Origin of the sequence: Neobacillus sp. YIM B06451 (assembly GCF_032667185.1) — a bacterium.
Lineage (GTDB): Bacteria > Bacillota > Bacilli > Bacillales > Cytobacillaceae > Bacillus_D.
In genome coordinates this window covers 45,755-68,229 of the sequence record NZ_JAVFKJ010000004.1, presented here as the reverse complement: position 1 = coordinate 68,229, position 22,475 = coordinate 45,755, and the positions used below count along the sequence as shown (strand labels likewise).

Sequence of the window (22,475 nt, the reverse complement as noted above, 5' to 3'; positions counted from 1 at the left end):
ATTCTTTTTTAAAAAAATGTTGAATGAAAATTTTGAAAACTTTTTGAATTTTCAGCCAACGTTAAATATAATATAAACAACATGAAGATAAGGAAAACAACCAAAATTTCAAATAGGAGGGATTGAATTGACCTTAATCCATGTAATAAATTATACAATCCCGATAGCGTTTATGATTTTCTTTGGCTTTTTACTTGATCGGATGTGTAGGCCTTCCCAGGCATCGGAGGAAACGGAAGCCCACCTCCAGGACCAGGCTGGTGATCAGCCAATTGAAATTCGAAACGGGGTATGGAAATGAATTAGGACCTGCCGGCAATGGCGGGTCCCTTTAATTTATGGTTATGTCAGTTTTCTTATAACCTTATCCCCGTAGTTTTTAAAAACGGAGGAGTTCGTTTTGGCGCCGCGTTTGGCCATCATGCTATTGTACCTCAAAAGCTTTTGATTAAGCTTCTTTTGCATGGAAGCACGCTCGGCATCATCCGTACATTGGGCGATCATGCTTTCAAGGGAGACCATTTCCTGGCGCAGAGATTTTGCTTCTTCCGTATATCCTGCATTCTTCAGGACACGGTAAGCCATTCGCAATTCATCTGGTATCCCCGCCAGTTCATCCGGCGGAAGCGGTTTTCCGAAGCCTGGCAAATTTTCAAATTCCCCGTTATTGTAAGCCTTTTTAATTCGGTCTTCTGAAATGATTTGAAAATAATCCACCCTGTTTCCTCCTCATATGGGAATGTGTATGGATGAACATGCTGTCATTATAAGTATACCACTTTTCCACTATCATCAGCGAGTAAACCCTTTACTTAAGCAGGGTTTCTTTTTCATAAACAAGCAATAGCAGGGGAAACTAATCGCGTTAAGACAGTTGAATGTGAAAGGAGTGCCAATATGGGCCGCGGCAAACAATTTGAGCATAAAAAGAAAGGGCATCCCGGTGAGTTCCCGAAGGATAGCCTGACCGAAAAGCATGTCAAGGAAGCAATTGGCGATGAGGAGTTCCTGGTCGTCAGAGAAGCATTTAAAAACCGCGTTGAACGAGGGGACGGAAACAGGTTCCATTAAGAAATCCATTATTGAAAGCAGGAATACATAAAAAACGGTTCAGCCACAATTTGGCGGAACCGTTTTTTTGAACTTTTTCGGAATTAGCTCACACCTGCTCTTCTTTAGGCAACAAAACCGTGGTAAGCTCCTTTTGCTTCAGCCAGCTTGCTGCGGCTTCAATGTCTTTTGAAAAAACGCGGTCATGGGTGATGCTTGGGACCACTTCCCTTGCTTCGTCGTACATTTTTCGTGTTACGGTGGCCAATTTTTCCGGTCCTCGGAATTCAGCAGCCTGGAGTGCACAAATGAGTTCGATTGCCAGGACCCTTCTAGCATTTTGGACGATTTGCCAGGCGTGGCGCGCTGCAATTGTTCCCATTGATACATGGTCCTCTTGGTTCGCGGATGACGGAATCGAATCGACGCTTGCCGGATGGGCCAGTGTTTTATTTTCCGAAACGAGCGATGCCGCTACGTATTGCATGATCATTGCCCCTGACTGCAGGCCTGGTTCCGGGCTTAGGAATGGCGGCAGGTCATTCAGCTGCGGATTGACGAGGCGCTCGATGCGTCGCTCGGATATATTCGCAAGTTCGGCAACGGCGATCTTCATAAAGTCCATTGCAAGCGCGATTGGCTGGCCATGGAAATTTCCGCCCGAGACAATCATCTCGCCATCATGGAAAATAAGCGGATTGTCGGTTGCTGCGTTCAGCTCGATTTCGAGTTTTTCACGAACATAATCCAATGCCTGCCAGGATGCGCCGTGAACCTGCGGTATACAGCGAAGGCTATATGCGTCCTGAACACGCAGCTCCCCCTGTTTCGTTGTCAGCTGGCTGTCATGAAGATAATTCCGGATTCTTGCTGCTGTTTCGATTTGCTGCGTGTACCCCCTCGCCTGATGGATTTCCTCAGCGAATGCATCCATAATTCCAGACAGCCCTTCAATCGTCATGCTTGCAATCAGTTCGCTCTGGAAGGCAAGCTGCTCCGCTTCGAGATAGCCGACCGCTCCCATCGCAGTCATCGCCTGAGTTCCATTAATAAGGGCAAGCCCCTCTTTTGCCTCGAGTGTGATTGGCATAATTCCTTCCTGCTGAAGCGCGGTAGCCGCGTCCATCCGAATTCCTTTGTAAAAGGCCTCCCCTTCCCCAATCAGGACAAGCGCCAAATGGGACAACGGGGCAAGGTCCCCGCTCGCGCCGAGTGACCCTTGCTGTGGAATAACTGGGATGATGTCGGTATTCACAAGATCAATAAGCCTTTCAATAACGATCGGCCTAACTCCTGAGTAACCTTTCAGCAATGCATTCGCCCTCAGCAGAACCATCGCTTTTGAAACAACCTCAGGAAATGGTTCGCCAACGCCGCATGCATGCGAACGAATCAGGTTCAGCTGCAAATCCCGGACATTGGCGGCGTCAATCAGCACATCGCTAAATTTGCCAAATCCGGTATTGATTCCATAGACAACTTTCTTTTCGGCAACAATCCGCTCGACAGCCTGCCTGCTTTTCTCCACTTTCTCCATACTTTCCTTTGATGCGGCCACGTATGCCCCGTTATAAAGGACCTCCTTTACCTCCGCAAGCGTCAATGTGTTTCCTGTTAATGTAACCATCATTCTCACCTCTACCAATTTAGCAGGATAAAGAAAAAGGCTGGACGTCCAAACCGGTTAAGATTTGGGGTCCAGCCTTTTGTATATGCCTGCATCATGTTTTATTTTCATCGGAATCAGCCCTTGTTTTTAGAAAATAACGATAATTACTTTTATTGTATGTGTGCCTGGAAGCGGTGTCAACGGAAAGTTTGGCCTCCCGCCTGGTTGCCTGATTTGAGGGATTCAAATTAGCTTCGAGGTGCATTGATAATTCTATCAGTATTAATTTTGATGGAGCACCACAAGGGCTAGCCCGACTTTCTCATTCCTCCTGTTTTTAAAAATGGTCCATTTTCCGGTATACTTGTAAAAGGCCAACCCGGCTTGCCGGGAGAAGAATGGCTTAACGAAAGGATTGAATGCTGTGAAATCATTGGTACTTGCCGAGAAACCAAGCGTGGGGCGTGAAATTGCACGCGTTCTTGGATGCAGGCAATCATCTAAAAGCTATATAGAAGGCGATAAATACGTTGTGACTTGGGCACTCGGCCACCTTGTCGAATTGAAGATGCCCGAGCATTACGATACAAAATTCAAGAACTGGAACCTTGAAGACCTGCCCATCATTCCGGACAAAATGGGTATCAAGGTCATGAAGCAGACGAGCCACCAGTTCCGGGCGATCGAGAACCTAGCCAAGAGGAAGGATGTCGGCGAAGTCATCATTGCGACGGACGCCGGGCGTGAAGGAGAGTTGGTTGCGCGCTGGATTCTAGAAAAAATCCATTGGAAAAAGCCAGTCAAGCGCCTGTGGATTTCTTCCCAGACAGATAAAGCAATCAAGGACGGATTCCGCCAGTTGAAACCAGGCTCCCAGTTCGAGAGCCTGTATGAATCAGCCGTCTGCCGCGCGGAAGCAGACTGGCTGATTGGTTTGAATGTAACCCGTGCCCTAACAACGAAATACCAGGATCCCCTTTCCGCCGGCCGCGTCCAGACGCCGACACTGGCGATGGTATTGGAACGAGAAGAACAGATTCAAAAGTTTCAACCGAAGGAATACTGGACGATATCCCTTTCTGCTGGCCCACTCTCGCTTGAATGGGAAAAGAAAGGCGAAAAACGCATATTTGATAAGGCGAAAGCCGAAGAGATTGTTGGCAAAGTGAAAAACGCCAAAGCGGCTGTTGTAAAAATTGAACGGAAAACAAAGTCCGAGCCGCAGCCGATGCCTTATGATTTAACGGAACTGCAGCGGGACGCCAATAAGCGTTTTGGCTTTTCCGCCAAAAAGACGCTGAACACGATGCAGCGCCTATACGAGCAATATAAATTGGTTACGTATCCTCGTACCGACTCCCGTTATCTCACAACCGATATGGAAGCGACAATGGCCGACCGCCTAGGCGCCATTGCCGGTGCTTACAAGGACGAGGCAAAGCCGGTTTTAGGGAAAGGCCAGGTTCTCGCCAAGCGTGTTTTCAACAATGCCAAGGTAACCGACCACCATGCGATTATCCCGACCGAGGAGCGCCCGAACTTGTCCGAGCTTGATTCGGATGAGCGGAAAATTTATGACCTCATCGTCCGCCGCTTCCTCACGCTCTTCTACCCAGCGTACGAGTACGAAACGATTTCGTTTGAAGTAGCGGCCGCCGGCGAATCGTTCACAACGAGAGAGACAGTTACGATTGAGCCGGGGTTCAAAAAGGTTCTCGGCAAGGAAGAAACTGTTCCTCTTAAGCCAGCAGTCGCCGCACTGAAGGAGGGCCAAGCACTGACCGTTTCCTCCGCGAACATAAACCAAAAATGGACCGAGCCGCCAGCCCGCTTCTCAGAGTCCGATATTCTTGGGCAGATGGAAAAGTTCGGTCTAGGGACGCCGGCAACACGCGCTGAAATCATCGAGAGGCTCGTCGAAACAGAAGTCGTCGATAGGCAGAATGGCCGTCTCAACCCTACCCAAAAAGGCAAGCAACTGATTGAGCTAGTCAACGATGACTTAAAATCACCAGAGCTGACAGCCAAATGGGAAGAAGAGCTTGAGAAAATCGCTAAGGGAAAAGGCGATGCGAAAGCATTTGGCCGGAAAATCCGCGAACAGACAAAGTGGCTCGTTTCCGAAATCAAAACGAGCGACAAGTCATACCGCCCGCCGAACCTGACCGGCTCGAAATGCCCGGAATGCGGCTCCTTCCTGAAGGAGCGGAACACGAAGGAAGGCAAGGTTCTTGTTTGCTCAAGCCTCGACTGCTCATACCGGAAGCGGAAGGATCCGAAGCTGTCGAACCGCCGCTGCCCGCAATGCCATAAGAAAATGGAAATCCACAATGGCAAAGCCGGCACCTACTTCCAGTGCCGCCCGTGCAACGTCGTTGAAAAAGCCGAAGAAAAGAAAAAAGCCGTCAACAAGCGCGAAGAGAAAAAGCTTGTCCAGAAATACACCCAAAAGGAGGATTTCGGAACAAGCCTCGGCGACCTGCTTAAAAAAGCTTTAGAGAAAGAAGACTAAGTTCTTTATGAAGACCGTTTTGGCGGGGTTTCCCTTTTGAATCGTTCTTCAATATCTCGTTCGATTGTCACAAAAGGCCGTGATTCGTGACAACCATGCGTAATAATCAGGTTCGGTTGTCACAAAAGACCGTGATTCGTGACAACCATGTGCAAAAATCTGGTTCGGTTGTCACGAAAAGCTATGATTCGGGACAACCACGTGCCAAAATCTGGTTCGGTTGTCACGAAAAGCTATGATTCGTGACAACAATGTGCAAAAATCTGGTTCGGTTGTCACGAAAAGCTATGATTCGTGACAACCATGTGCAAAAATCTGGTTCGGTTGTCACGAAAAGCTATGATTCGGGACAACCACGTGCCAAAATCTGGTTCGGTTGTCACGAAAAGCTATGATTCGTGACAACAATGTGCAAAAATCTGGTTCGGTTGTCACGAAAAGCTATGATTCGTGACAACCATGTGCAAAAATCTGGTTCGGTTGTCACGAAAAGCTATGATTCGGGACAACCACGTGCCAAAATCTGGTTCGGTTGTCACGAAAAGCTATGATTCGTGACAACAATGTGCAAAAATCTGGTTCGGTTGTCACGAAAAGCTATGATTCGTGACAACCATGTGCAAAAATCTGGTTCGGTTGTCACGAACGGCTATGATTCGTGACAACGATGTTCCAAAATCCGGTTCGGTTGTCACGAAAGTGAATGATTCGTGACAACCATGTACGAAAAATCCGGTTTGGTTGTCACGAAAAGCTATGATTCATGACAACCATGTGTAAGAAACTGGTTCGGTTGTCACGAAAAGCAATGAGTCGTGACAACGATGTGCGAAATAGCCTTTATGAAGACCGTTTTGGCGGGGTTTCCCTTTCGAAACGGTTTTTACATTCCACCAATTACCATAGAATAGCGAATGCTGCTGCAATTCCCACAACCCAAACCAGGATGATAACGGCCGCCCCAAGCTTGCTGACCGGCCTTTTTGCGTTTTCTGCCATTTGGGCTGCTTCTCGCCTGACTTCCATCGGTATTAGTTTTAGGGCGAGCCAAATTCCGATCGGCAGCAAGATGACATCATCGAGGTATCCGAGCACTGGGATAAAGTCGGGAATCAAATCGATTGGACTAAGCGCATAAGCGGCAACCATGGCAGCCACAAGCCTCGCATACCACGGCATCCGGGGATCCCTGACCGCATAGTAAAGGATCATGATCTGTTTTTTAAGCTGCCTAGCCCATTGCTTCAATTTTTGCATACATTTTTCACACCTATTCTTTCGGGTACAGGTAAAGAATATCTCCCTTTTTTTTGTATGTCCCTTTTATTTCACCGATGCCGTCTAAGATGAGCGATTCCTTCGTTTCAACGGGCTTGTTATTTAGGATTAGATGCAGCTCTTTCATCTGCCGGTAATCCTTATTAATAAATGCTACCACGGGCTGCTTGAAAAGATATTCCTCTTGGCTTATGGCTACTTTTAGATAATGTTTGTGCAGCAGCTTGTCCCCGTGGCGGATGATGTTCATGGGGTCAATTCCTTTGGCTGTTAGTTCTCCTAATATGCATACCCGAGTTCCGGGCTTTTTATAAAACTCATCAAAACCCTGTTCCCTTTTTTCAAGTATCTCCCTGACAATGTTCCGGCTCTCCCCACTTAAAGACAACTTCACTTCAGGAAGGCCCAGCCCCTGGCCAAATAAGGCTTCTTTTAAAATAGCATACAAAGTCTTATCCGTTTCCATAAAAGATTCCTTCCAAGCTGGAGCTACTTTATCAAGGATCAACGATAAAAAAATTCCGGTATAATAGCAGCTTCTGCGCAATTGAAAGGAAGAATCATAGGGATCAACAAGGAAGGCCGCATAGTATTCGAGAATTTTTCCAAAAGAAAGCGGGCTTACGAGTGACTTTGCCTTTGCCTCGAGATAAATGGCCGGCCCCTCGACCGTTTCAATCCTGTTTTCGTATTCGAGCGCTTCCCCGATCAGTTCCTCCCGTTTCTCTCTCAACGCTATAAACCGGCAGAGATCATGAAGCATTTGTTCACGGCTGTCCGCCATGAACGCATCATGCAAAGCCTTCCTCTCCTGATTCCTCGCCTCGACATTTTCCTCCTGGATGGGATACATAATTCCGAGAAGCTCATTCGGGAACCGTTTTTCCCCTTTTATATATTGGTATCCATGGAATAATTCGTGGACCAAGGTGGAAAACAATCCTTCATAATCGTTATGGAGGGACAGATTCGCTATAGCGGTTGGATGCCCTTCAAATAGAATCAAAGTTTCAGCGATAAAAGAATCCGTGCGGGTTAACACACAGTACGGTTTTTCGTTTACCGCCGGATAGTTCGGATGGTTGAATAAATAAACCAGCTTTTCATCATATAGCGCAAACGCCACATACTGAAAGCCGGCCCACATTTGTTCCGGACTGGTTTTCGTCATATCTTCGGCAATCCTGTTTATCATATTGTCCATGGATTTTCGCCCCTTTTGTTTCATTCAACTGTATAGTTCGGCATTCTTCATGAGAAAACCTTTTGTTTCCACGCGGATGTTAAAAACGGTTTTCTTTCTTGAAAATTCTTCCTCTAAGGTAGTATGATTAAAAAGCTGCCTTCAGTTATAGAAATGGAGATTTACAGATGAGCCTTAAAGATTGGGATACTAATTTACGCATCCGTCTCGTGGCGGAAGCATCATTTAATACAATGTTCTGGATGTTCTTTCCGTTTTTAGCAATCTATTTTTCCGAGGAATTCGGGAAAAGCAAAGCAGGACTCCTTCTTGTCTTCTCGCAGGTTTTTTCGGTTGCCGCCAACCTGATTGGGGGCTACTGTGCCGACCGGTTTGGACGGAAAAAGATGATGGTCCTGTCAGCGGCGGGCCAGGGTTTGTCCTTTCTAGTTTTCGGGCTTGCCCAGTCACCATTGCTCGACTCCCCGATGCTAGGCTTTATTTGCTTTGCGTTCGCCGGGGTTTTCGGTTCGCTTTACTGGCCTGCAAGCCAAGCGATGGTCGCCGATCTCGTACCAGAAAAAGACCGGAGTGAAGTGTTCGCCGTGTTCTACACCTCGATTAATATATCGGTTGTTATCGGGCCGATCCTTGGGTCGATTTTTTTCGTGCGTTACCCTTTCGAAGTGCTGCTCGTTTCAGGTTTCATCGGCCTGCTGCTTTCATTTATCCTTTTAAAATGGATCCGGGAAACGCTGCCGCATAAAATGGTTTCCGCTAATACCGACGGAAACAGCTGGTATTCGGCAATCGTTAATCAGTTTAAAGATTATCGGGTCATTATGGCCGACAAAATTTTCCTCCTGTTCATCATCGCCGGGATTGTCGTTTCACAGACATTTATGCAGTTGGATTTGCTGTTTCCGGTTTACATGAAGGAATTCGTTGGAACCCAGACAGTATTCAGTTTGGGGGACTGGAGTTTCAAGGTGAACGGAGAACAGGCTTTTGGCTTAATCCTCTCTGAAAACGGGTTGCTCGTCGCACTATTTACAGTCGTTGTCACACGATGGATGTCAAAATACAAAGAGCAAAATGTTTTTATCGTGTCATCAATTTTGTTTGCGATTTCGATTATCCTCTTTGGACAGACCGTGTGGATTTGGGGGCTTATATTCGCCATGGCAATCTTCACCCTCGGAGAACTCGCAACAGCCGGCGTCCAGCAAGGATTTGTATCAAAGCTTGCCCCTGAACACCTGCGCGGCCAGTATTTCGCTGCGGCAAGCCTCCGATATACCATCGGGAGGACAATTGCACCCCTATCCATACCATTAACCGAGTGGATCGGCTATGATTGGACCTTCATTACCCTTTGTGCGCTTTCACTTTTGAGCGCAGTGCTGTACTGGGTGACCTTTAGGTTATATGATAAACAAAAAGCGGATTCAGCCTAAAAGGAGGTCCTGGATATGTATTGGCAAACAAAGATACAATTATCGGATTTATTGGCGCGGCTCGTGAGCATTCCCAGCATCACGGGGACGGAAACGGAGGCGATATTCCCGGATTTGTTGGCGCTTGAGCTGAAAAAGCTCCCCTACTTCCAGGAGAACCCCCATCATTTGAATGTACATAATTCACTGGACGGCTCCTTCCTGGCTGCTTTTGTGGAAAAGAAGGGCACTCGAAAGACGATTGTCATGATCAGCCACTTCGATGTCGTAGGGGTCGACGATTATGGGCAACTTAAGGAATTCGCGTTCAATACAGAAAAACTGACAGAAGTATATCAAACCAATCCAGAGTTATTGCCGGACGATTTCAGGGAGGAATTGCAGTCAGGGGATTGGATTTTCGGCAGAGGTTCGTTGGATATGAAGGCCGGCATCGTCGCCCAACTATCCATTCTGGAAAAAGGCGGGGAAGGCAAACTTGACGGAAATCTCCTGTTCATTACCGTTTCGGACGAGGAAGTCAGTTCTAAAGGAATGCTGAAGGCCATTGATGAAATCCTCCGCTTAAAAGAGGAACTGGGTCTTGAATACATTCTTTGCCTGAATTCGGAGCCCTCATTCAAAGAGCACCCACATGATACGAATAAATACATGTATACCGGAACGATTGGGAAAATGATGCCGAGCTTTTTATGCATCGGCCAGGAAACGCATGTCGGGGAACCGTTTGCCGGCCTGAATGCTTCCCTGATGGCGGCAGCGCTGACGATGGAGTTTGAATTGAACAGCAGGAGTGCCGAAACGATTGGCGACGAGAAAACCCCCGCCCTGACAAATCTGATGATGAGGGATTTAAAAGCAGGCTACAATGTGCAGACGCCAACCTCAGCGGTGGTGATGTTCAACCTATTGTATATGGAAAAAAAGCCTGAGGAACTGTTCCATTGGCTTTTGGCCGAGACCCGGAAAGCAGCCGGCAGAATTGCAGTCCATTACCGGGTTAAAGCGGAAGAAGCCGGCATGCAGGGATTACCTTTTGAGATAGGGGTTTATACGTGGGACGAGTTGTATGCGCATGCTGTTGATTTAATTGGGGAAGAAGGAGCCGCGGATTTAATAGCTTCCTCTCTGGCAGCAGCCGCCGGAGAGGACGAGCGAGGTAAAACACTTCGAATCGTTCAGGAGTTTTCAGCGTTTGTAAATCAAAAGCCGTTTATCGTATTTTATTTTAGCCCTCCCTTTTACCCGGCCGTTTCATCCCGGAATTCCGGTTTGGTCCAGTCACTTGCTTCTTTTATAAAAAAGGAGAATGAACAAATTGTCGCCCGGAACTTTTTTCCAGGTCTGTGCGATCTAAGTTTTGTCGCAACGTCCATGACCGAAAAAGATATCAGGCTTCTTTCCGGGAATATGCCTCTCTACGGCAATGGCTATACGATTCCATTCGATTCAATCAGGAAACTCAATATGCCGGTATTCAACCTTGGTCCATATGGAGCCGACCCGCACCAGAAAACGGAACGGCTCGAACTGGACTTTTCATTCACAGCGCTCCCGGAGCTGCTCAAAAAACTTGTCCAACAGGCTTTTCTGCTATCCAAATGAAGTAGGGAGTGTTATTTAAGGTTTTTCCATTTTCAAGTTACTGCGCTCACCCTATCATCTTGTCAATATTATTTTGTGAAAATTTGGTGAACTTTTAATTGAACTGTTTGATAAATGAGCGTATACTTCAAGTTAACAGATACTAAACCACGTTGGGATGGTGGAAATGATGGATTGGATGTCTCCTACCTCTTTGTCAGGAATTATCGCATTCGCATCGCTGTTTTCCTGGGGGATTTACTTGAATATAAAATTATATAATGATATCGAGCAGTAGGCCTCGCCTGCTGCTTTTTTGTTTGTACCTTGAAATGGCCATTTTTCACATAACCCGCGTGTATTTCATTTCTTTTTTTTCCAAAAAAGAGATAAACTGAGGAGGATGAAACAGGAAGAGAGGTACATACAATGAATGATTTTCAAACAAGATTGGAAAAGTACGCGGAGCTCGCTGTCAAGGTTGGGGTCAATGTCCAGCCTGGCCAGACGCTTGTCATCAATGCGACGCTTGACGCAGCAGAATTTATCAGGGTTGCCGCGAAAAAAGCATACGAAGCCGGTGCATACAATGTCGTCGTTAACTGGAACGATGATACGGTGTCACGCCTGAAGTATGAACTTGCACCAGAGGAAGCATTCAATGAATATCCAAAGTGGAGAGCGAAGGAAACGGAAGAGCTTGCCGAAAATGGAGCTGCCTTCATGTCGATTGTATCTTCATCCCCGGACCTTCTGAAAGGTGTTCAGCCACAGCGCATTTCCAACTTCCAGAAAGCCGCGGGTACCGCACTTGCCAATTACCGCAGGATGATCCAGTCCGATAAGGTTAGCTGGACAGTCATCGCTGTCCCTTCCCGGGAATGGGCTGCCAAAGTATTCCCGGATGCTCCAGAATCCGAGCAGGTTGATAAGCTATGGGATGCGATTTTCAAAGCTGTCCGTGTCGACTCGGAAAACCCGGTTCAGGCGTGGAAACAGCATGACGAGACCCTTCACGAAAAGGTGCGCATCCTGAATGATAAGCGCTTTAAATTCCTTCATTACAAGGCGCCTGGAACCGATTTGACGATCGAGCTTCCTAATGGCCACCTTTGGGTAGGTGCTGGAAGCATCAATGAAAAAGGGTTTGAATTCATGGCTAATATGCCAACAGAGGAAGTATTCACCGTTCCGCTCAAAACTGGCGTCAACGGCGTTGTTTCCAGCACTAAGCCGCTCAGCTATGGCGGAAACATCATTGACAAGTTCAGCCTGACGTTCCAAAATGGCCGAATAATCGATGTAAAAGCCGAAGAAGGCGAAGAAATTCTGAAGAGGCTTGTTGAAACCGATGAAGGCTCCCATTACCTTGGGGAAGTGGCGCTCGTCCCTTACGACTCGCCGATTTCACAATCAAATGTATTGTTCTTCAACACACTTTTCGACGAAAACGCGTCAAACCACCTGGCAATCGGCAGCGCGTACGCATTCTGCATTGAAGGCGGCAAAACAATGAATGCCGAGCAGCTTGCAGAGGCAGGCTTGAATGAGAGCATCACCCACGTTGATTTCATGATCGGCTCCGCCGAAATGGACATCGACGGCATCACCGAGGACGGCAAATCCGAACCCGTCTTCCGAGGCGGAAACTGGGCAATTTAACAATTCAATCAAACGTTTGATTGAAAAACCATTTCACTTAATCTGACCGTTTATGTGAAAGTGGGACATCACTTTAATCAAAGGTTGTTTGAAAAACACCATTTCATTTAAACTTTTAAAAAAAATGGTTTGCATCTAATGAGGAAGGCAGGCAGGGGTTTTCGAAAACCCTGTCTGTTTTTTTGTAAACCTTCGCGGTTAGAGGCACAACTTATTGCCAGAGAGCCTCTCCTTTTTTTCATTCCAGGCAGTGACAACTCCATGCATTGCTGGTAAAGTAGGCTTATCTTTTTTAAAAATGGGGGATTTGGAATGCTGCAAGAATTCAAGAAATTCGCAATGAAAGGAAATGTATTTGACCTGGCTGTCGGGGTCATCATTGGAGGGGCTTTTGGCAAAATCGTCGCTTCGCTTGTTGAAGATATCCTGATGCCGCTTATCGGCCTGTTTATGGGGGGAATCGACCTAAAAGGCCTGAGTTTTCCGGTAGGTGACGCGGAACTCCTCTACGGAGAGTTCCTGCAGTCTGTTATCGACTTTTTAATCGTATCATTTTCAATTTTTATTTTCATAAGGCTGTTCCAACACTTCAGGCAGGTGAATGAAGAAAAGAAGGAAGAGGTAAAAGAAGAAGCCGACAAAACCGAGGTATTGTTAACGGAAATCAGGGATCTCCTAAAAGAACAGACCAAGGGATCTGCTGACCGCGGCTAGCTTCTTTTTCTCTAAATAATCGTCTTCAAGAATAACCAGCCGGATACAATGTCCGTTGATTACAGTTGCCCAGAATTTTTTTGAAAAAAATTGAAACCTTTGAATCTTCCACCCGTACAACGTTTATACGAAAAAATTTATGAGGTGAAGCACTCATGTATGTACAAACCAGCACGGAACATTTGCCATCCGTAATGAGGGCGTTCGCAATGTCGATTGCGTTCGCGCTCCTTGGCGCAATGGCTGGTGTTTACGTTCCTCCGGCATTATTTATTCCACTTATCATCCTGGAAATAGGTATGCTTGTTTTCGCATTCCTGATTCGCAGAAAGAGGACGATTTCGTACACATTCCTTTATGCCTTTACGTTCATTTCGGGTATAACCACATACCCGATTATTTACCACTATATGGCACAATCTGGTGGCAAAGTGGTCTTGCTCGCACTAGGGACAACAACGGTTGTTTTTGCGGGAATCGGCGTTTACGCAACAAAGACGAAGCGCAATTTCTCCTGGATGGGCGGCATGCTGATGGCAGCCCTGCTCGCACTTATCGCAATTTCGATTTTCAATTTGATTTGGCCGCTTAACTCGACTGGAATGCTCGCATTCTCATTCGTAGGCGTCCTTGTTTTCAGCGGCTACATCCTATTTGATTTTAATAGAATGAAGCATTATGGCGTTACAGCTGAAGAAGTTCCGCTCATGGCCCTGAACCTGTATTTGGACTTCGTCAACCTGTTCATCAATTTGTTGCGTATTTTCGGCATTTTGTCGAGCGACGATTAATATGTGTTCCCCCTTTTTTTGAATAGATAATGAAAGGCAGGCCTTCCCCCAGGCCTGCCTTTCGTTCATTTAAAGAATGAATTCCGCTTTTTTCCGCGTAAAATATCTCCCGCCCATCCCTTTTTTTTCAAAACGATATATAGGATAAGAGTAGAAATCATAACAAGTCCAATTGCGAATAAATACCCATACTTCCACTCAAGTTCAGGCATATTCTTGAAGTTCATTCCCCACAAGGCCCCAAGAGCGGTAATAGGGGTGAACAAAGTTGTAAGAACCGTCAGTGTTTTCATAATCTCATTTCCACGGTGTGAAGAAACAACTTCCTCTAGCCTTATAAGCGTATCGATCTCCGTCTGGTATTCGTTTGCGATTTTGAAACCCCTCTCAATTTTCAAACACGTTCTTTTATATTCTGGCCCGCCGGATGCTTGTTCTCCAAATGCCTCTTCCATTGCTATTTTAATTTCCTGAAGCGGCATCATAAGGTGTTTTAGGACCAGCAACTCATGCCGGGCATGGTAGATTTCTTCTAGCAACCCGGTACTATTCTCTTTTTTAACCTTCCAAAAAAGGTCGTTGAGCTTTACCTCAAATGGGTCGATTTTCATCAGGCTGCTGGTCGTAATTTCCCCGAGCAGGACTGAAAATCCCTCAAGGGCATTATCGCAGGTTTCCATTTGTTCATTCAGAAGGCTGTAATCGTCTTTTCCAAAAACATTAAAATCCAGCCCACTCGTTATCATGAAATTTTCCGCGACAAAAAAGTGGAAATAATGATAATCTTCTTTTTCCGTTAAATCCTGTTTGAAAACGAGGGTTCCGGCTATCCATTCGTGTCCTTTCCGAAATGTGTCTACCATTATATGGTTTGTTTTTATCCTTGGTAGATTAGCTGCCCATTTATTTATATCATAGGGATCCTTTTCCCGGATAAGCTTTTCGATTCCCGCTTTATCCGATTCCGGAAATTCATGCCATTCCCAGGTACCCCCATTAAATACATGCTTCATTTCCCCACATCCAATCGAATCAATAAATACGTACCCAGCCTTATTTAACAATCCCCAAAAGTATCCTTTTCAAAACTTTTTTGCCCTTAACGAGGAGGGAAGGTTTTTATGGACGAGGCACAGGGTAAATAAACATTACACTCAAGAGAGAAAATAGACGAAAAGGAGATGGTCTGGCATGAATCGAAATACCCGTTACCTGGTAGCTGGAGCCGGAATTGGGGCATTGCTTTGGTACGCACTGAAACCGTCGAGTATGAATATGAAAGAAATGGTCAATTCAGCAGTCAACAAACTTCCATTTGGAAAAAACAATATGGAGCCTGCCGTCGCAAAAGCCGGCCTATCCGACCCAATGGACCTCGATGACAACAAAATGGTTAGCGAAGGATCACAATACGGAGTGCACTACTACAACAAGAACGAACAGGATAATGCCTAAAGGGTAACCCCTTTAGGCTTTTTGCTGATTTGGCCAAAATGGCGATTCATGATTCCGGATACGGAGGAACTGGCGATGGGTTATTTATTTATTTGTATTTATATCGGGATTATCTTGATCGTAGTGGAAATTTGTACAGCGTTATTTGTCCTTACAGGGCTTGAAAAACCCATCGCCCGTTTCCAGGTCGTATCCATGCTGACAAGTACAGGATTCACTACGGGGGAATCCGAGCTCATTATTGCCCATCCAATCAGGAGAAGGCTCGGCGCTTTCCTGATCATGTTTGGCGCTTTTTCCCTCGCTGTCATCATTTCCGCCATAAGCGGCATCCTGCAAAAAAATTTTCATATAACCGAGCTAGGCGTTACGGCGGGAGTGTTAGTCCTGCTTTTGGTTATCCTCAAACTTCCGTTTTTACAAAAAAGGCTCTCTTCCATCCTTCAGGAAGAACTTGAGGAAAACTATAAACTCGAGGACCTCCCGATCAAAGATGTACTATTGCAAAATGATGATGATTACTTTGTAGAAATTCATGTCCATGAGGCGTCTGATTTAGTCGGGAATACACTGGAGGAAACGATCAAGCCAGAAGAGGATATCAATATCCTTTTCATTAAAAGAGGGGATGTGGCCATACGCCACGACCGGCAAAAAGAAAAAATCCAGGCCGGCGACCAGTTGGTTTTATACGGAGACAAATCGCTTCTGCAAAAGAAATTTGAGGCCGAAATAAAAGAACATGAAGAGAAAATCGAGGAAAATCCGGAAGCAAAAAACAAATGATTTAGCCATAAGTATTGGGAGTATGTAGCCGGGGACGATTCCCGCTGTCAGGCATGTAAATTTCGCATGATTTTCGGCATGTTCTGCTGCCAGGAAGTTTAGTCCTGCTGGTCCTTAGGCACCAACCTATGATGGTGATAGCAAATGGCTAGCGGGTTCTAGCTTTTATGAACCTGTTTGCTGGATTTATGAACCATAATGATGTTTTTATGAACCGAATTTTACTTTTATGAACCGGGTTTATACTTTTACGTACCGAAAATTGATTTTATGAACCAGATGGCTGTTATGAAGCGGATTACGTACCATTTTCAAAACAATTAAGCCTCCTGAAAACTGCCCAAATGAAAAAGCCTCCTTTTCTCTTGGAAGGAAGCTCTTCTATTATTCTTAAACTTCGGATCCTACTTCGTAAGGTTGTGCTTGAACGCATAGATGACAGCCTGTGTACGGTCCTGGACCTGGAGCTTTGAGAGAATATTGCTCACATGAGTTTTGACTGTTTTCAAAGCTATGAACAGTTCGTCGGCGATTTCCTGATTCGTTTTTCCTTCGGTCATCAACAGGAGGATTTCCATTTCCCGTTCCGTCAGTTCCTCGTGGGGAAGGAGTTCTTTTTTCTGGCGCATCTTGAGCATCATTTTGCCAGTAACTTCCGGTTCAAGAATCGATTGGCCCTGGTATGTAGCACGGACAGCGTTCGCGATTTCGCTTGCCTTCGATGTTTTCAGCATATAGCTTGTTGCACCCGCTTCAAGGGCGGGGTACACTTTTTCGTCATCAAGGAAGCTAGTGACGATAATGATTTTCGCCTCGGGCCATTGCTCGATAATCTGGCGTGTCGCCTCGATTCCATCCATCTCCTTCATCACAAGGTCCATCAAGATGATATCCGGCCTTAGTTCCAGCGCCAGTTCGACGCCCCGTTGCCCGTTGTCCGCTTCGCCAACCACCTCGATATCGGGCTGTGCGGACAAGTAGGAAGATACTCCGATGCGGACCATCTCATGGTCATCAACAAATACAACTTTAATCATTTTTCCCCATCCCCATTCGACACAGCCGGAACCTTCACTTCAAGCCGCGTCCCTTTATTCTTCACAGAGACAATCTTCAGCGTGCCTCCTATTTCCAGCGCGCGTTCATGCATATTTTGCAGGCCGTACGCACCCGCTTTCCGGTCATCTTCATCAAAGCCGACTCCGTCATCAACAACCCGCATTATAATCAAACCATCCCTTTTAATTAACAGTACGTTGAGTGACTTTGCCTTCGCGTGCCTAAGCGTGTTAGAGACCGATTCCTGGAGGATACGGAACAGGTGGTCCTCCACGCCTTTATCCATTGAAAAGTTCTCTGCCCTCCAGGTAATTTCCATCATTACCTTCTGTGAAAGCTCATTAAGAAGCTCGGCGATGCCTTCCTGAAGTGACTTGCCTTTCAAGGCTGCCGGGCGTAGGTGTAGGAGAAGCGCCCTCATTTCAATCTGGGACTGGTGGATCATCTCCTCTACAAGCTTTAATTGTTTTGATTCCGGGCCTTTCACTTCCTCTCTTGATTCCGTCACCGCCGACATCAGCATCGAAGCGGCGAAAAGCTGCTGGCTAACAGAGTCGTGAAGTTCGCGGGCAAGCCGGTTTCGCTCCTGGGAGATGATTTCCTGGATTCTCACTTCCTGCTCTTCGGCTTTTTCAGTCGCGAGCCGTTGAGATACCTTTGCTTTTTCCGACAGCTGGGCATTCAGTTTTTGAAAACGTTCATGGATTTCTTTCATTTCAAAAACAGAACCATCATCCTTGAATTCCGCCTGATGCCCTTCCTCAATCTGGCGGAGTGACTGGCCGATCTGTGAAAGCTGTGATTTCCAGAAAACACCGGAAATCAAGCCGAACAAAATTCCGAATGCCCCGCTTGATGCTGGTAAAAAAATGATGAATGGGATGCCCATCAGTTCCCTCTCCCAAAGCTGCGACAATTCGGAAATTGGAAAAACGACAAAAAAGGCCGTTGAACCAATAACCATTAAAATAATGGCGAACCCGAGGCACCAGACAACCTGTCTTTGGATTGCGCTCATATCCGGCTCACCTCGAGATTCCCGACGACTAATGATGTAAAAATTTTCACCTTCTGGATCGATTCATCATAATCAGCTGTTTTCACCTGATAGACCTGGTTAAAAACCTTTTCTTCCTCCTGGCCGAAAATGGTCGTCGAACCCGCCATTACCGAGTGGTTGATGCTGACCTCCATTTCATACGGGACGAGGATTTGGACATTGCCAATGAAGTTCCGAATGAAGATGACCGTCTCCCCTTTTGGAAAAACGGTGTAGCTCAAATCAATCGTCGTATCGCCAACCCCTGCCTGGATGTTGATATCATTCCAGTCATACACATGGTCAGGGGTTTTTTGCTGGCCAAACAAGATATTTTCAAAAAGCGGTTTTGTTCTTACAATATGCCCGGAACTACCCGGATTTGTAACTTCAATGGACGGGGCTATCCGCTTATGCGCTTTTTTTGACTGCATGAACTGGATAAAGACCATAACGAGCATCCCAATCAGCACCAGTTTCAATGTAATCATACTCATCAGGCTCGCGATTAAAATTGCAACCCCTACCCAAAAAAGAAATTTTCCGAATTTGGAAGGAGACTTTTTCCTGCCAATGTAAATCAAGGCCACAGCCAGGAAAATGGAAAAGACAAGGCCGCTGTTAAAAAAGGCAATTTCCAATAGAAGTATGATTCCGCCGCCAAATATGAGCCAGCCCATATAATCCCCTGTCATTTTCCTATCCATCTTTCTTCCTCCCCGAAAGCCTCTTCTGTACTATAATCTTTTGTCATCTTTAGGATATCATTTCCCGTGGGTTGTTGTCTTTAAGAAAAGCGTAAGCGCCCGTTTAGCGTTGAAGCTAGACATTCTATACATTTTAATTATTGACAATAGGGCGTCCCGGCGTATTACCGGGACTCGCCCCTGCTTTTGTTACTTGGGCCGTGCATACTTCACATTCGGCCAGTCTATTTTATTGCGCGTTTTGCTGCCCTTCCTGTTCCTTCAACTGTCTTTCAAGCTGGGCAATCCTGGCATCGATTGTGCTGCGCATATAGTTGTTATTCGCCTCGTGCTCAACAGTGTCAAGATAGGTTTCGATTTCCCGGAAGCGGGTTTCCGATTTCAATTCGCCCGATTCCACCACCTGGCTAATGCGATGGTTGGCTCTGCTCATATTTTCCCGGCCCATCAATTCAAGGCGGCGAATGTTCATGTCCTTCAGCTTATGCTTCATTTCCTCGTATTTCGCTTCAAGCTCATTGTGCTGCCTTGTCGCATGGGCAATCGCCTCTTCAAGGCGCGCCGCCCGCTCAGAATATTGTAGGTACTCCCTTGACGCAAATTCCTGCAGGTCAAGTTCCCCTGCCTGGGATGCTACGTCAGCCTGATGCTTCCGCTTTGCGGCCATATCTTTTGCAAGGTTGTACTCACGGTTGAATTCTTCCTTCAACGCATGCTGGCGCTCAACAAGCTTCCGTACCTTTTCAGTTTCCTTCTCGCATTGGCGAAGGTACTCGTTCAGCATCGCGATCGGATTTTTCCTTTCCTTCTGGTCCAACGCTTCATGCAGATCCGCCATCACCGTGTTTTTGAGTTTAGTAAATAAGTTTGCCATTGTCTTTTCTCTCCCTTATGAATTAGTGGTTTTTATGCAGTTCGTTCCATTGCGTTTCGAAATTAACGAATGGATCAGATTCTTTAACGGGTTCGGAATACTTTGTGTCATTCCAATTTTTGTACACGAGGTACAGGACATAAGCCGCCGCTAGGCCGAATAGAGCAGGCGCGTTGCTTGCCGCCGACGATAGGACGATCAGGCCAAGGATGCCAAGGCCAATCCTCGCCGCTGTCGATTTCGTTTTCAAGAATTGCTTAATCACAAAGTACAGAATTGCCAGGCTGATCACCATTCCCGCGATTGGGCCAATTGTCGATAACAGGACCATGGCCGCGATGCCTCCTGCTACGAGCAAACCAAATTTTTTCACTCCATTTCCTCTCCTTTCCTTTCATGTCTCTATCTTACCTTCAGGGAGAATTTTCAATAACGTGCTCAAGCCAGATTTTCATCTAGGACTTGAGGCGGAGGACAGGCTCGGCCCAGCGGTGGGACTGACTTTTTTTAACAAAAGAAAAGCACCCGCTTTGGAAAGCGGATGCCATGAAAGAGCTTATTTGGAGATGAACATCTGTGTCCAGTAATGCCGCTGGGAACCGCCTGCCGCATAGCCTACGCCGATATGCGTATAGTCCCGGCTCAGGATATTCTTCCTGTGGCCCGGCGAATTCATCCATGCCCGGACGACTTCCGCCGCGGTCGTCTGCCCTGCCGCAATGTTTTCACCAGCGGATCTATAGGCAATACCAAAATTCTTCATCATTGTGAACGGCGAACCGTATGTAGGGCTTGTATGAGAAAAATAGTTCTTGTTCCTCATATCGACGGACTTATACCTTGCCACCCTTGAGAGCTCCCAGTCATGCGCAAGCGCCTTAAGACCATGTTTGGCGCGCTCCTGATTCGTCAGGCTAATGACCTGCTGCTCCACCGACTTTGCCCCAATTTTCGGAATGGTTACCTTTTGGCCAGGATAGATCAAGTCTGGGTTTTTAAATTGCGGGTTTGCCCTAATCAGTTCATGAAGCCCAACGTGATACCGGACAGAAATTTTCCAGAGCGTGTCCCCCCGGACAACCGTATGGATCGTCTGGGCGCTTGAAATCGACGGCACTGCAACAATGGCCATGACGAAAACCAATAGAATCAATAAAGCTTTTTTCATATAATCGCCTCCTCGGGATAGATTGTGTTTTTTTCACAAAAATATACCGAAACGAAGAGAGGATGGTTATTATTCTCGCGGGCGGGAAAACAGATAACGGACCCTTAGGCATGTTTTGGGCAATCTAACACCAAAAGCTTTTGTAGGAGGTTCATTATGGAAAGCCTGTCCTGGCTGGAACTCATCATCCTTATCCTGGCGAGCTATCGCCTGACCCATTTGATTGTTTTTGATAAAATTACCGAATTTATCCGCAAGCCTTTCATGAAGAAGAAGGAGATTAAGACTTCGCATGGCAGCGAGGTAAAGGACGTCCCGAAGAACATGTTTGGCTACCTGCTTAACTGTTATTGGTGCGCGGGCATCTGGAGCGCGATTTTCCTTGGAGGAGGCTATTTGCTTTTTCCAAAAGTATTCCTTGTCCTCGGGCTAATCCTAGCCATTGCCGGCGGCCAGTCTGTCATAGAAACATTTGTTGGCGTCAACATTAAAAAAGTCGCCTATTACTCCGCAAAAGAGCACGAAACCAACACTCCAGATGCCCGCCCTCCAAAGGAACATCCAAAAGGTTAACACAAAAAAACTCGCCGAATTTGGCGAGTTTTTTACTTGAAAATACGAACAGTGCCTGGCACCACCCGAATTTTCTTGTTTCACAAATGTTGTTTCACGGCTGAAAATGGTTTGGCCGGGATGTTTATACAATCATTTGGGGAGCCATTTAATTTAAACAGGAACTGGATGCATCCAGGGTATGAATTAATCCGTATCCATCTTTATTAAATCCCATGAGGAAACGATTCCGATTGGCTTTTCCTTATGTGATCCATTCTCGGTGATGATGACTGCCTCCAGTTTGTTTTCATGCTCCGGACGGGAATCATATAAGTCCTGAAGTTCGAAAATATTCATATCCTTCGATACGATTTTAACCGTATTCGTCTTTTCATACTTTTGGACATCGCTTAGCTTTTGTCCTGCGAGTTCAATCTTGGAGCCTTTCAGCCTGCTTGCAAAATAACACCTCAGCCCGCTCTCGGTCATCAAGAATTTAAATCTTTCTCCTTCGTAAACCGGGTACTGTGTGAATTCGTGCTTTTCCATCTCGAGAAGCGCGTCCTTGATTTCTTCATCCGCCTGGAACGTCTTCACCGGCTTCGAAGCAACAGTTAGGATTGACGGTGGGACTTGCAGGAATTCGGCAATTGCTTCAATTTGCTCAACAACCTCCGGATGGGGCTCGGCAATATAGAAGTTTTTCCTGCTCTTTTCATGGACAAGCGCGTTACGGAGCCGGGCATAGCTTTTTAAATCGTCAAAGTAACGGCGTATTGGCGCATGCCTGTTCTTCACTTTATGGAGCAACTCGATAAAATGGTCGGTATCTGCATTTTTCTCGAGCTTTTTTAATTCTGTATGGATTTGGTTGAACGCCACCTCAAAGCGTTCGGATCTCTCCCTTTGCCTTTTTATCTCTTTTTGATTATGAGCCATAGGCTGGCCTCCTTAAAGTTACTAGTTTCCCGTTACTTATTTACCAATCTTGA

Annotated in this window: 23 protein-coding genes; 11 read left to right on the top strand and 12 right to left on the bottom strand. The window is 46.2% G+C overall.

Going from position 1 to position 22,475, the window contains the following annotated elements; genetic code table 11:
- The first annotated feature begins 127 nt into the window (after positions 1-127).
- Positions 128-301 (top strand): hypothetical protein, encoded by a 174-nt coding sequence (locus RB160_RS10050; protein WP_316570118.1) that lies wholly within the window; start codon positions 128-130, stop codon positions 299-301.
- Between the two features lie 41 nt (positions 302-342).
- On the opposite strand, the gene RB160_RS10045 is transcribed toward RB160_RS10050, so the two are convergent.
- Complete coding sequence (locus tag RB160_RS10045) at positions 343-717, bottom strand: DnaJ family domain-containing protein (protein ID WP_316570117.1); 375 nt, start codon at positions 715-717, stop codon at positions 343-345.
- Between the two features lie 180 nt (positions 718-897).
- On the opposite strand from RB160_RS10045, the gene RB160_RS10040 reads away from it, so the two are divergent.
- Positions 898-1,071, top strand: a complete 174-nt coding sequence (locus RB160_RS10040) for a hypothetical protein (protein WP_316570116.1) — start codon at positions 898-900, stop codon at positions 1,069-1,071.
- 88 nt (positions 1,072-1,159) lie between these two features.
- On the opposite strand, the gene hutH is transcribed toward RB160_RS10040, so the two are convergent.
- Positions 1,160-2,677, bottom strand: a complete 1,518-nt coding sequence (gene hutH / locus RB160_RS10035) for a histidine ammonia-lyase (protein WP_316570390.1) — start codon at positions 2,675-2,677, stop codon at positions 1,160-1,162.
- 406 nt (positions 2,678-3,083) lie between these two features.
- Between hutH and RB160_RS10030 the strand changes: the two genes are divergently transcribed.
- Positions 3,084-5,171 (top strand): DNA topoisomerase III, encoded by a 2,088-nt coding sequence (locus RB160_RS10030; RefSeq protein ID WP_316570115.1) that lies wholly within the window; start codon positions 3,084-3,086, stop codon positions 5,169-5,171.
- A gap of 897 nt (positions 5,172-6,068) precedes the next feature.
- Here RB160_RS10030 and RB160_RS10025 read toward each other — a convergent pair.
- Together RB160_RS10025 and RB160_RS10020 are read right to left on the bottom strand one after the other, a co-directional pair.
- On the bottom strand, positions 6,069-6,428 hold the full coding sequence (locus RB160_RS10025; protein ID WP_316570114.1) for a YkvA family protein: 360 nt from the start codon (positions 6,426-6,428) through the stop codon (positions 6,069-6,071).
- 13 nt (positions 6,429-6,441) lie between these two features.
- Positions 6,442-7,653 carry a hypothetical protein gene (locus RB160_RS10020; protein ID WP_316570113.1) on the bottom strand — a complete coding sequence of 404 codons (1,212 nt, stop codon included), beginning with the start codon at positions 7,651-7,653 and terminating at the stop codon, positions 6,442-6,444.
- Positions 7,654-7,820: 167 nt separating this feature from the next.
- Here RB160_RS10020 and RB160_RS10015 point away from each other — a divergent pair, with 167 nt between their 5' ends.
- From RB160_RS10015 to RB160_RS09995, 5 genes are all read left to right on the top strand, one after another.
- Positions 7,821-9,089 (top strand): MDR family MFS transporter, encoded by a 1,269-nt coding sequence (locus RB160_RS10015; protein WP_316570112.1) that lies wholly within the window; start codon positions 7,821-7,823, stop codon positions 9,087-9,089.
- 15 nt (positions 9,090-9,104) lie between these two features.
- On the top strand, positions 9,105-10,694 hold the full coding sequence (locus RB160_RS10010; protein WP_316570111.1) for a M20/M25/M40 family metallo-hydrolase: 1,590 nt from the start codon (positions 9,105-9,107) through the stop codon (positions 10,692-10,694).
- Between the two features lie 408 nt (positions 10,695-11,102).
- The gene (locus tag RB160_RS10005; RefSeq protein ID WP_316570110.1) at positions 11,103-12,335 is read left to right on the top strand and encodes an aminopeptidase; all 1,233 of its coding nucleotides are present in this window, start codon (positions 11,103-11,105) and stop codon (positions 12,333-12,335) included.
- Positions 12,336-12,647: 312 nt separating this feature from the next.
- Positions 12,648-13,049 carry a large conductance mechanosensitive channel protein MscL gene (gene mscL, locus RB160_RS10000; protein WP_316570109.1) on the top strand — a complete coding sequence of 134 codons (402 nt, stop codon included), beginning with the start codon at positions 12,648-12,650 and terminating at the stop codon, positions 13,047-13,049.
- 155 nt (positions 13,050-13,204) lie between these two features.
- Positions 13,205-13,840, top strand: a complete 636-nt coding sequence (locus tag RB160_RS09995) for a Bax inhibitor-1/YccA family protein (protein WP_316570108.1) — start codon at positions 13,205-13,207, stop codon at positions 13,838-13,840.
- Positions 13,841-13,905: 65 nt separating this feature from the next.
- On the opposite strand, the gene RB160_RS09990 is transcribed toward RB160_RS09995, so the two are convergent.
- Positions 13,906-14,853, bottom strand: coding sequence for a magnesium transporter CorA family protein (locus RB160_RS09990; protein ID WP_316570107.1), 948 nt, complete (start codon positions 14,851-14,853; stop codon positions 13,906-13,908).
- A gap of 178 nt (positions 14,854-15,031) precedes the next feature.
- Between RB160_RS09990 and RB160_RS09985 the strand changes: the two genes are divergently transcribed.
- A complete protein-coding gene (locus RB160_RS09985; protein ID WP_316570106.1) occupies positions 15,032-15,295 on the top strand; it encodes a hypothetical protein in 264 nt (87 codons plus the stop codon).
- 75 nt (positions 15,296-15,370) lie between these two features.
- A complete protein-coding gene (locus RB160_RS09980; protein WP_316570105.1) occupies positions 15,371-16,081 on the top strand; it encodes a TrkA C-terminal domain-containing protein in 711 nt (236 codons plus the stop codon).
- A gap of 404 nt (positions 16,082-16,485) precedes the next feature.
- Here RB160_RS09980 and RB160_RS09975 read toward each other — a convergent pair whose 3' ends face one another.
- The 6 genes from RB160_RS09975 to safA form a co-directional block, all read right to left on the bottom strand.
- On the bottom strand, positions 16,486-17,118 hold the full coding sequence (locus RB160_RS09975; RefSeq protein ID WP_316570104.1) for a response regulator transcription factor: 633 nt from the start codon (positions 17,116-17,118) through the stop codon (positions 16,486-16,488).
- Positions 17,115-18,158 carry a sensor histidine kinase gene (locus RB160_RS09970; protein ID WP_316570103.1) on the bottom strand — a complete coding sequence of 348 codons (1,044 nt, stop codon included), beginning with the start codon at positions 18,156-18,158 and terminating at the stop codon, positions 17,115-17,117. The genes RB160_RS09975 and RB160_RS09970 overlap by 4 nt, the downstream gene beginning before the upstream one ends.
- The gene (gene liaF, locus RB160_RS09965; protein ID WP_316570102.1) at positions 18,155-18,886 is read right to left on the bottom strand and encodes a cell wall-active antibiotics response protein LiaF; all 732 of its coding nucleotides are present in this window, start codon (positions 18,884-18,886) and stop codon (positions 18,155-18,157) included. Before liaF ends, RB160_RS09970 begins: the two co-directional genes overlap by 4 nt.
- Before the next feature lie 229 nt (positions 18,887-19,115).
- On the bottom strand, positions 19,116-19,760 hold the full coding sequence (locus RB160_RS09960) for a PspA/IM30 family protein (RefSeq protein ID WP_316570101.1): 645 nt from the start codon (positions 19,758-19,760) through the stop codon (positions 19,116-19,118).
- A gap of 22 nt (positions 19,761-19,782) precedes the next feature.
- Positions 19,783-20,133, bottom strand: a complete 351-nt coding sequence (locus tag RB160_RS09955) for a lmo0954 family membrane protein (RefSeq protein ID WP_316570100.1) — start codon at positions 20,131-20,133, stop codon at positions 19,783-19,785.
- Between the two features lie 183 nt (positions 20,134-20,316).
- On the bottom strand, positions 20,317-20,928 hold the full coding sequence (gene safA, locus RB160_RS09950) for a SafA/ExsA family spore coat assembly protein (RefSeq protein WP_316570099.1): 612 nt from the start codon (positions 20,926-20,928) through the stop codon (positions 20,317-20,319).
- Between the two features lie 156 nt (positions 20,929-21,084).
- Between safA and RB160_RS09945 the strand changes: the two genes are divergently transcribed.
- Entirely contained in the window at positions 21,085-21,501 is a 417-nt protein-coding gene (locus RB160_RS09945) for a DUF1360 domain-containing protein (protein WP_316570098.1), read from the top strand.
- A gap of 186 nt (positions 21,502-21,687) precedes the next feature.
- Here RB160_RS09945 and RB160_RS09940 read toward each other — a convergent pair whose 3' ends face one another.
- Entirely contained in the window at positions 21,688-22,422 is a 735-nt protein-coding gene (locus tag RB160_RS09940) for a CBS domain-containing protein (RefSeq protein WP_316570097.1), read from the bottom strand.
- Positions 22,423-22,475 lie beyond the last annotated feature (53 nt).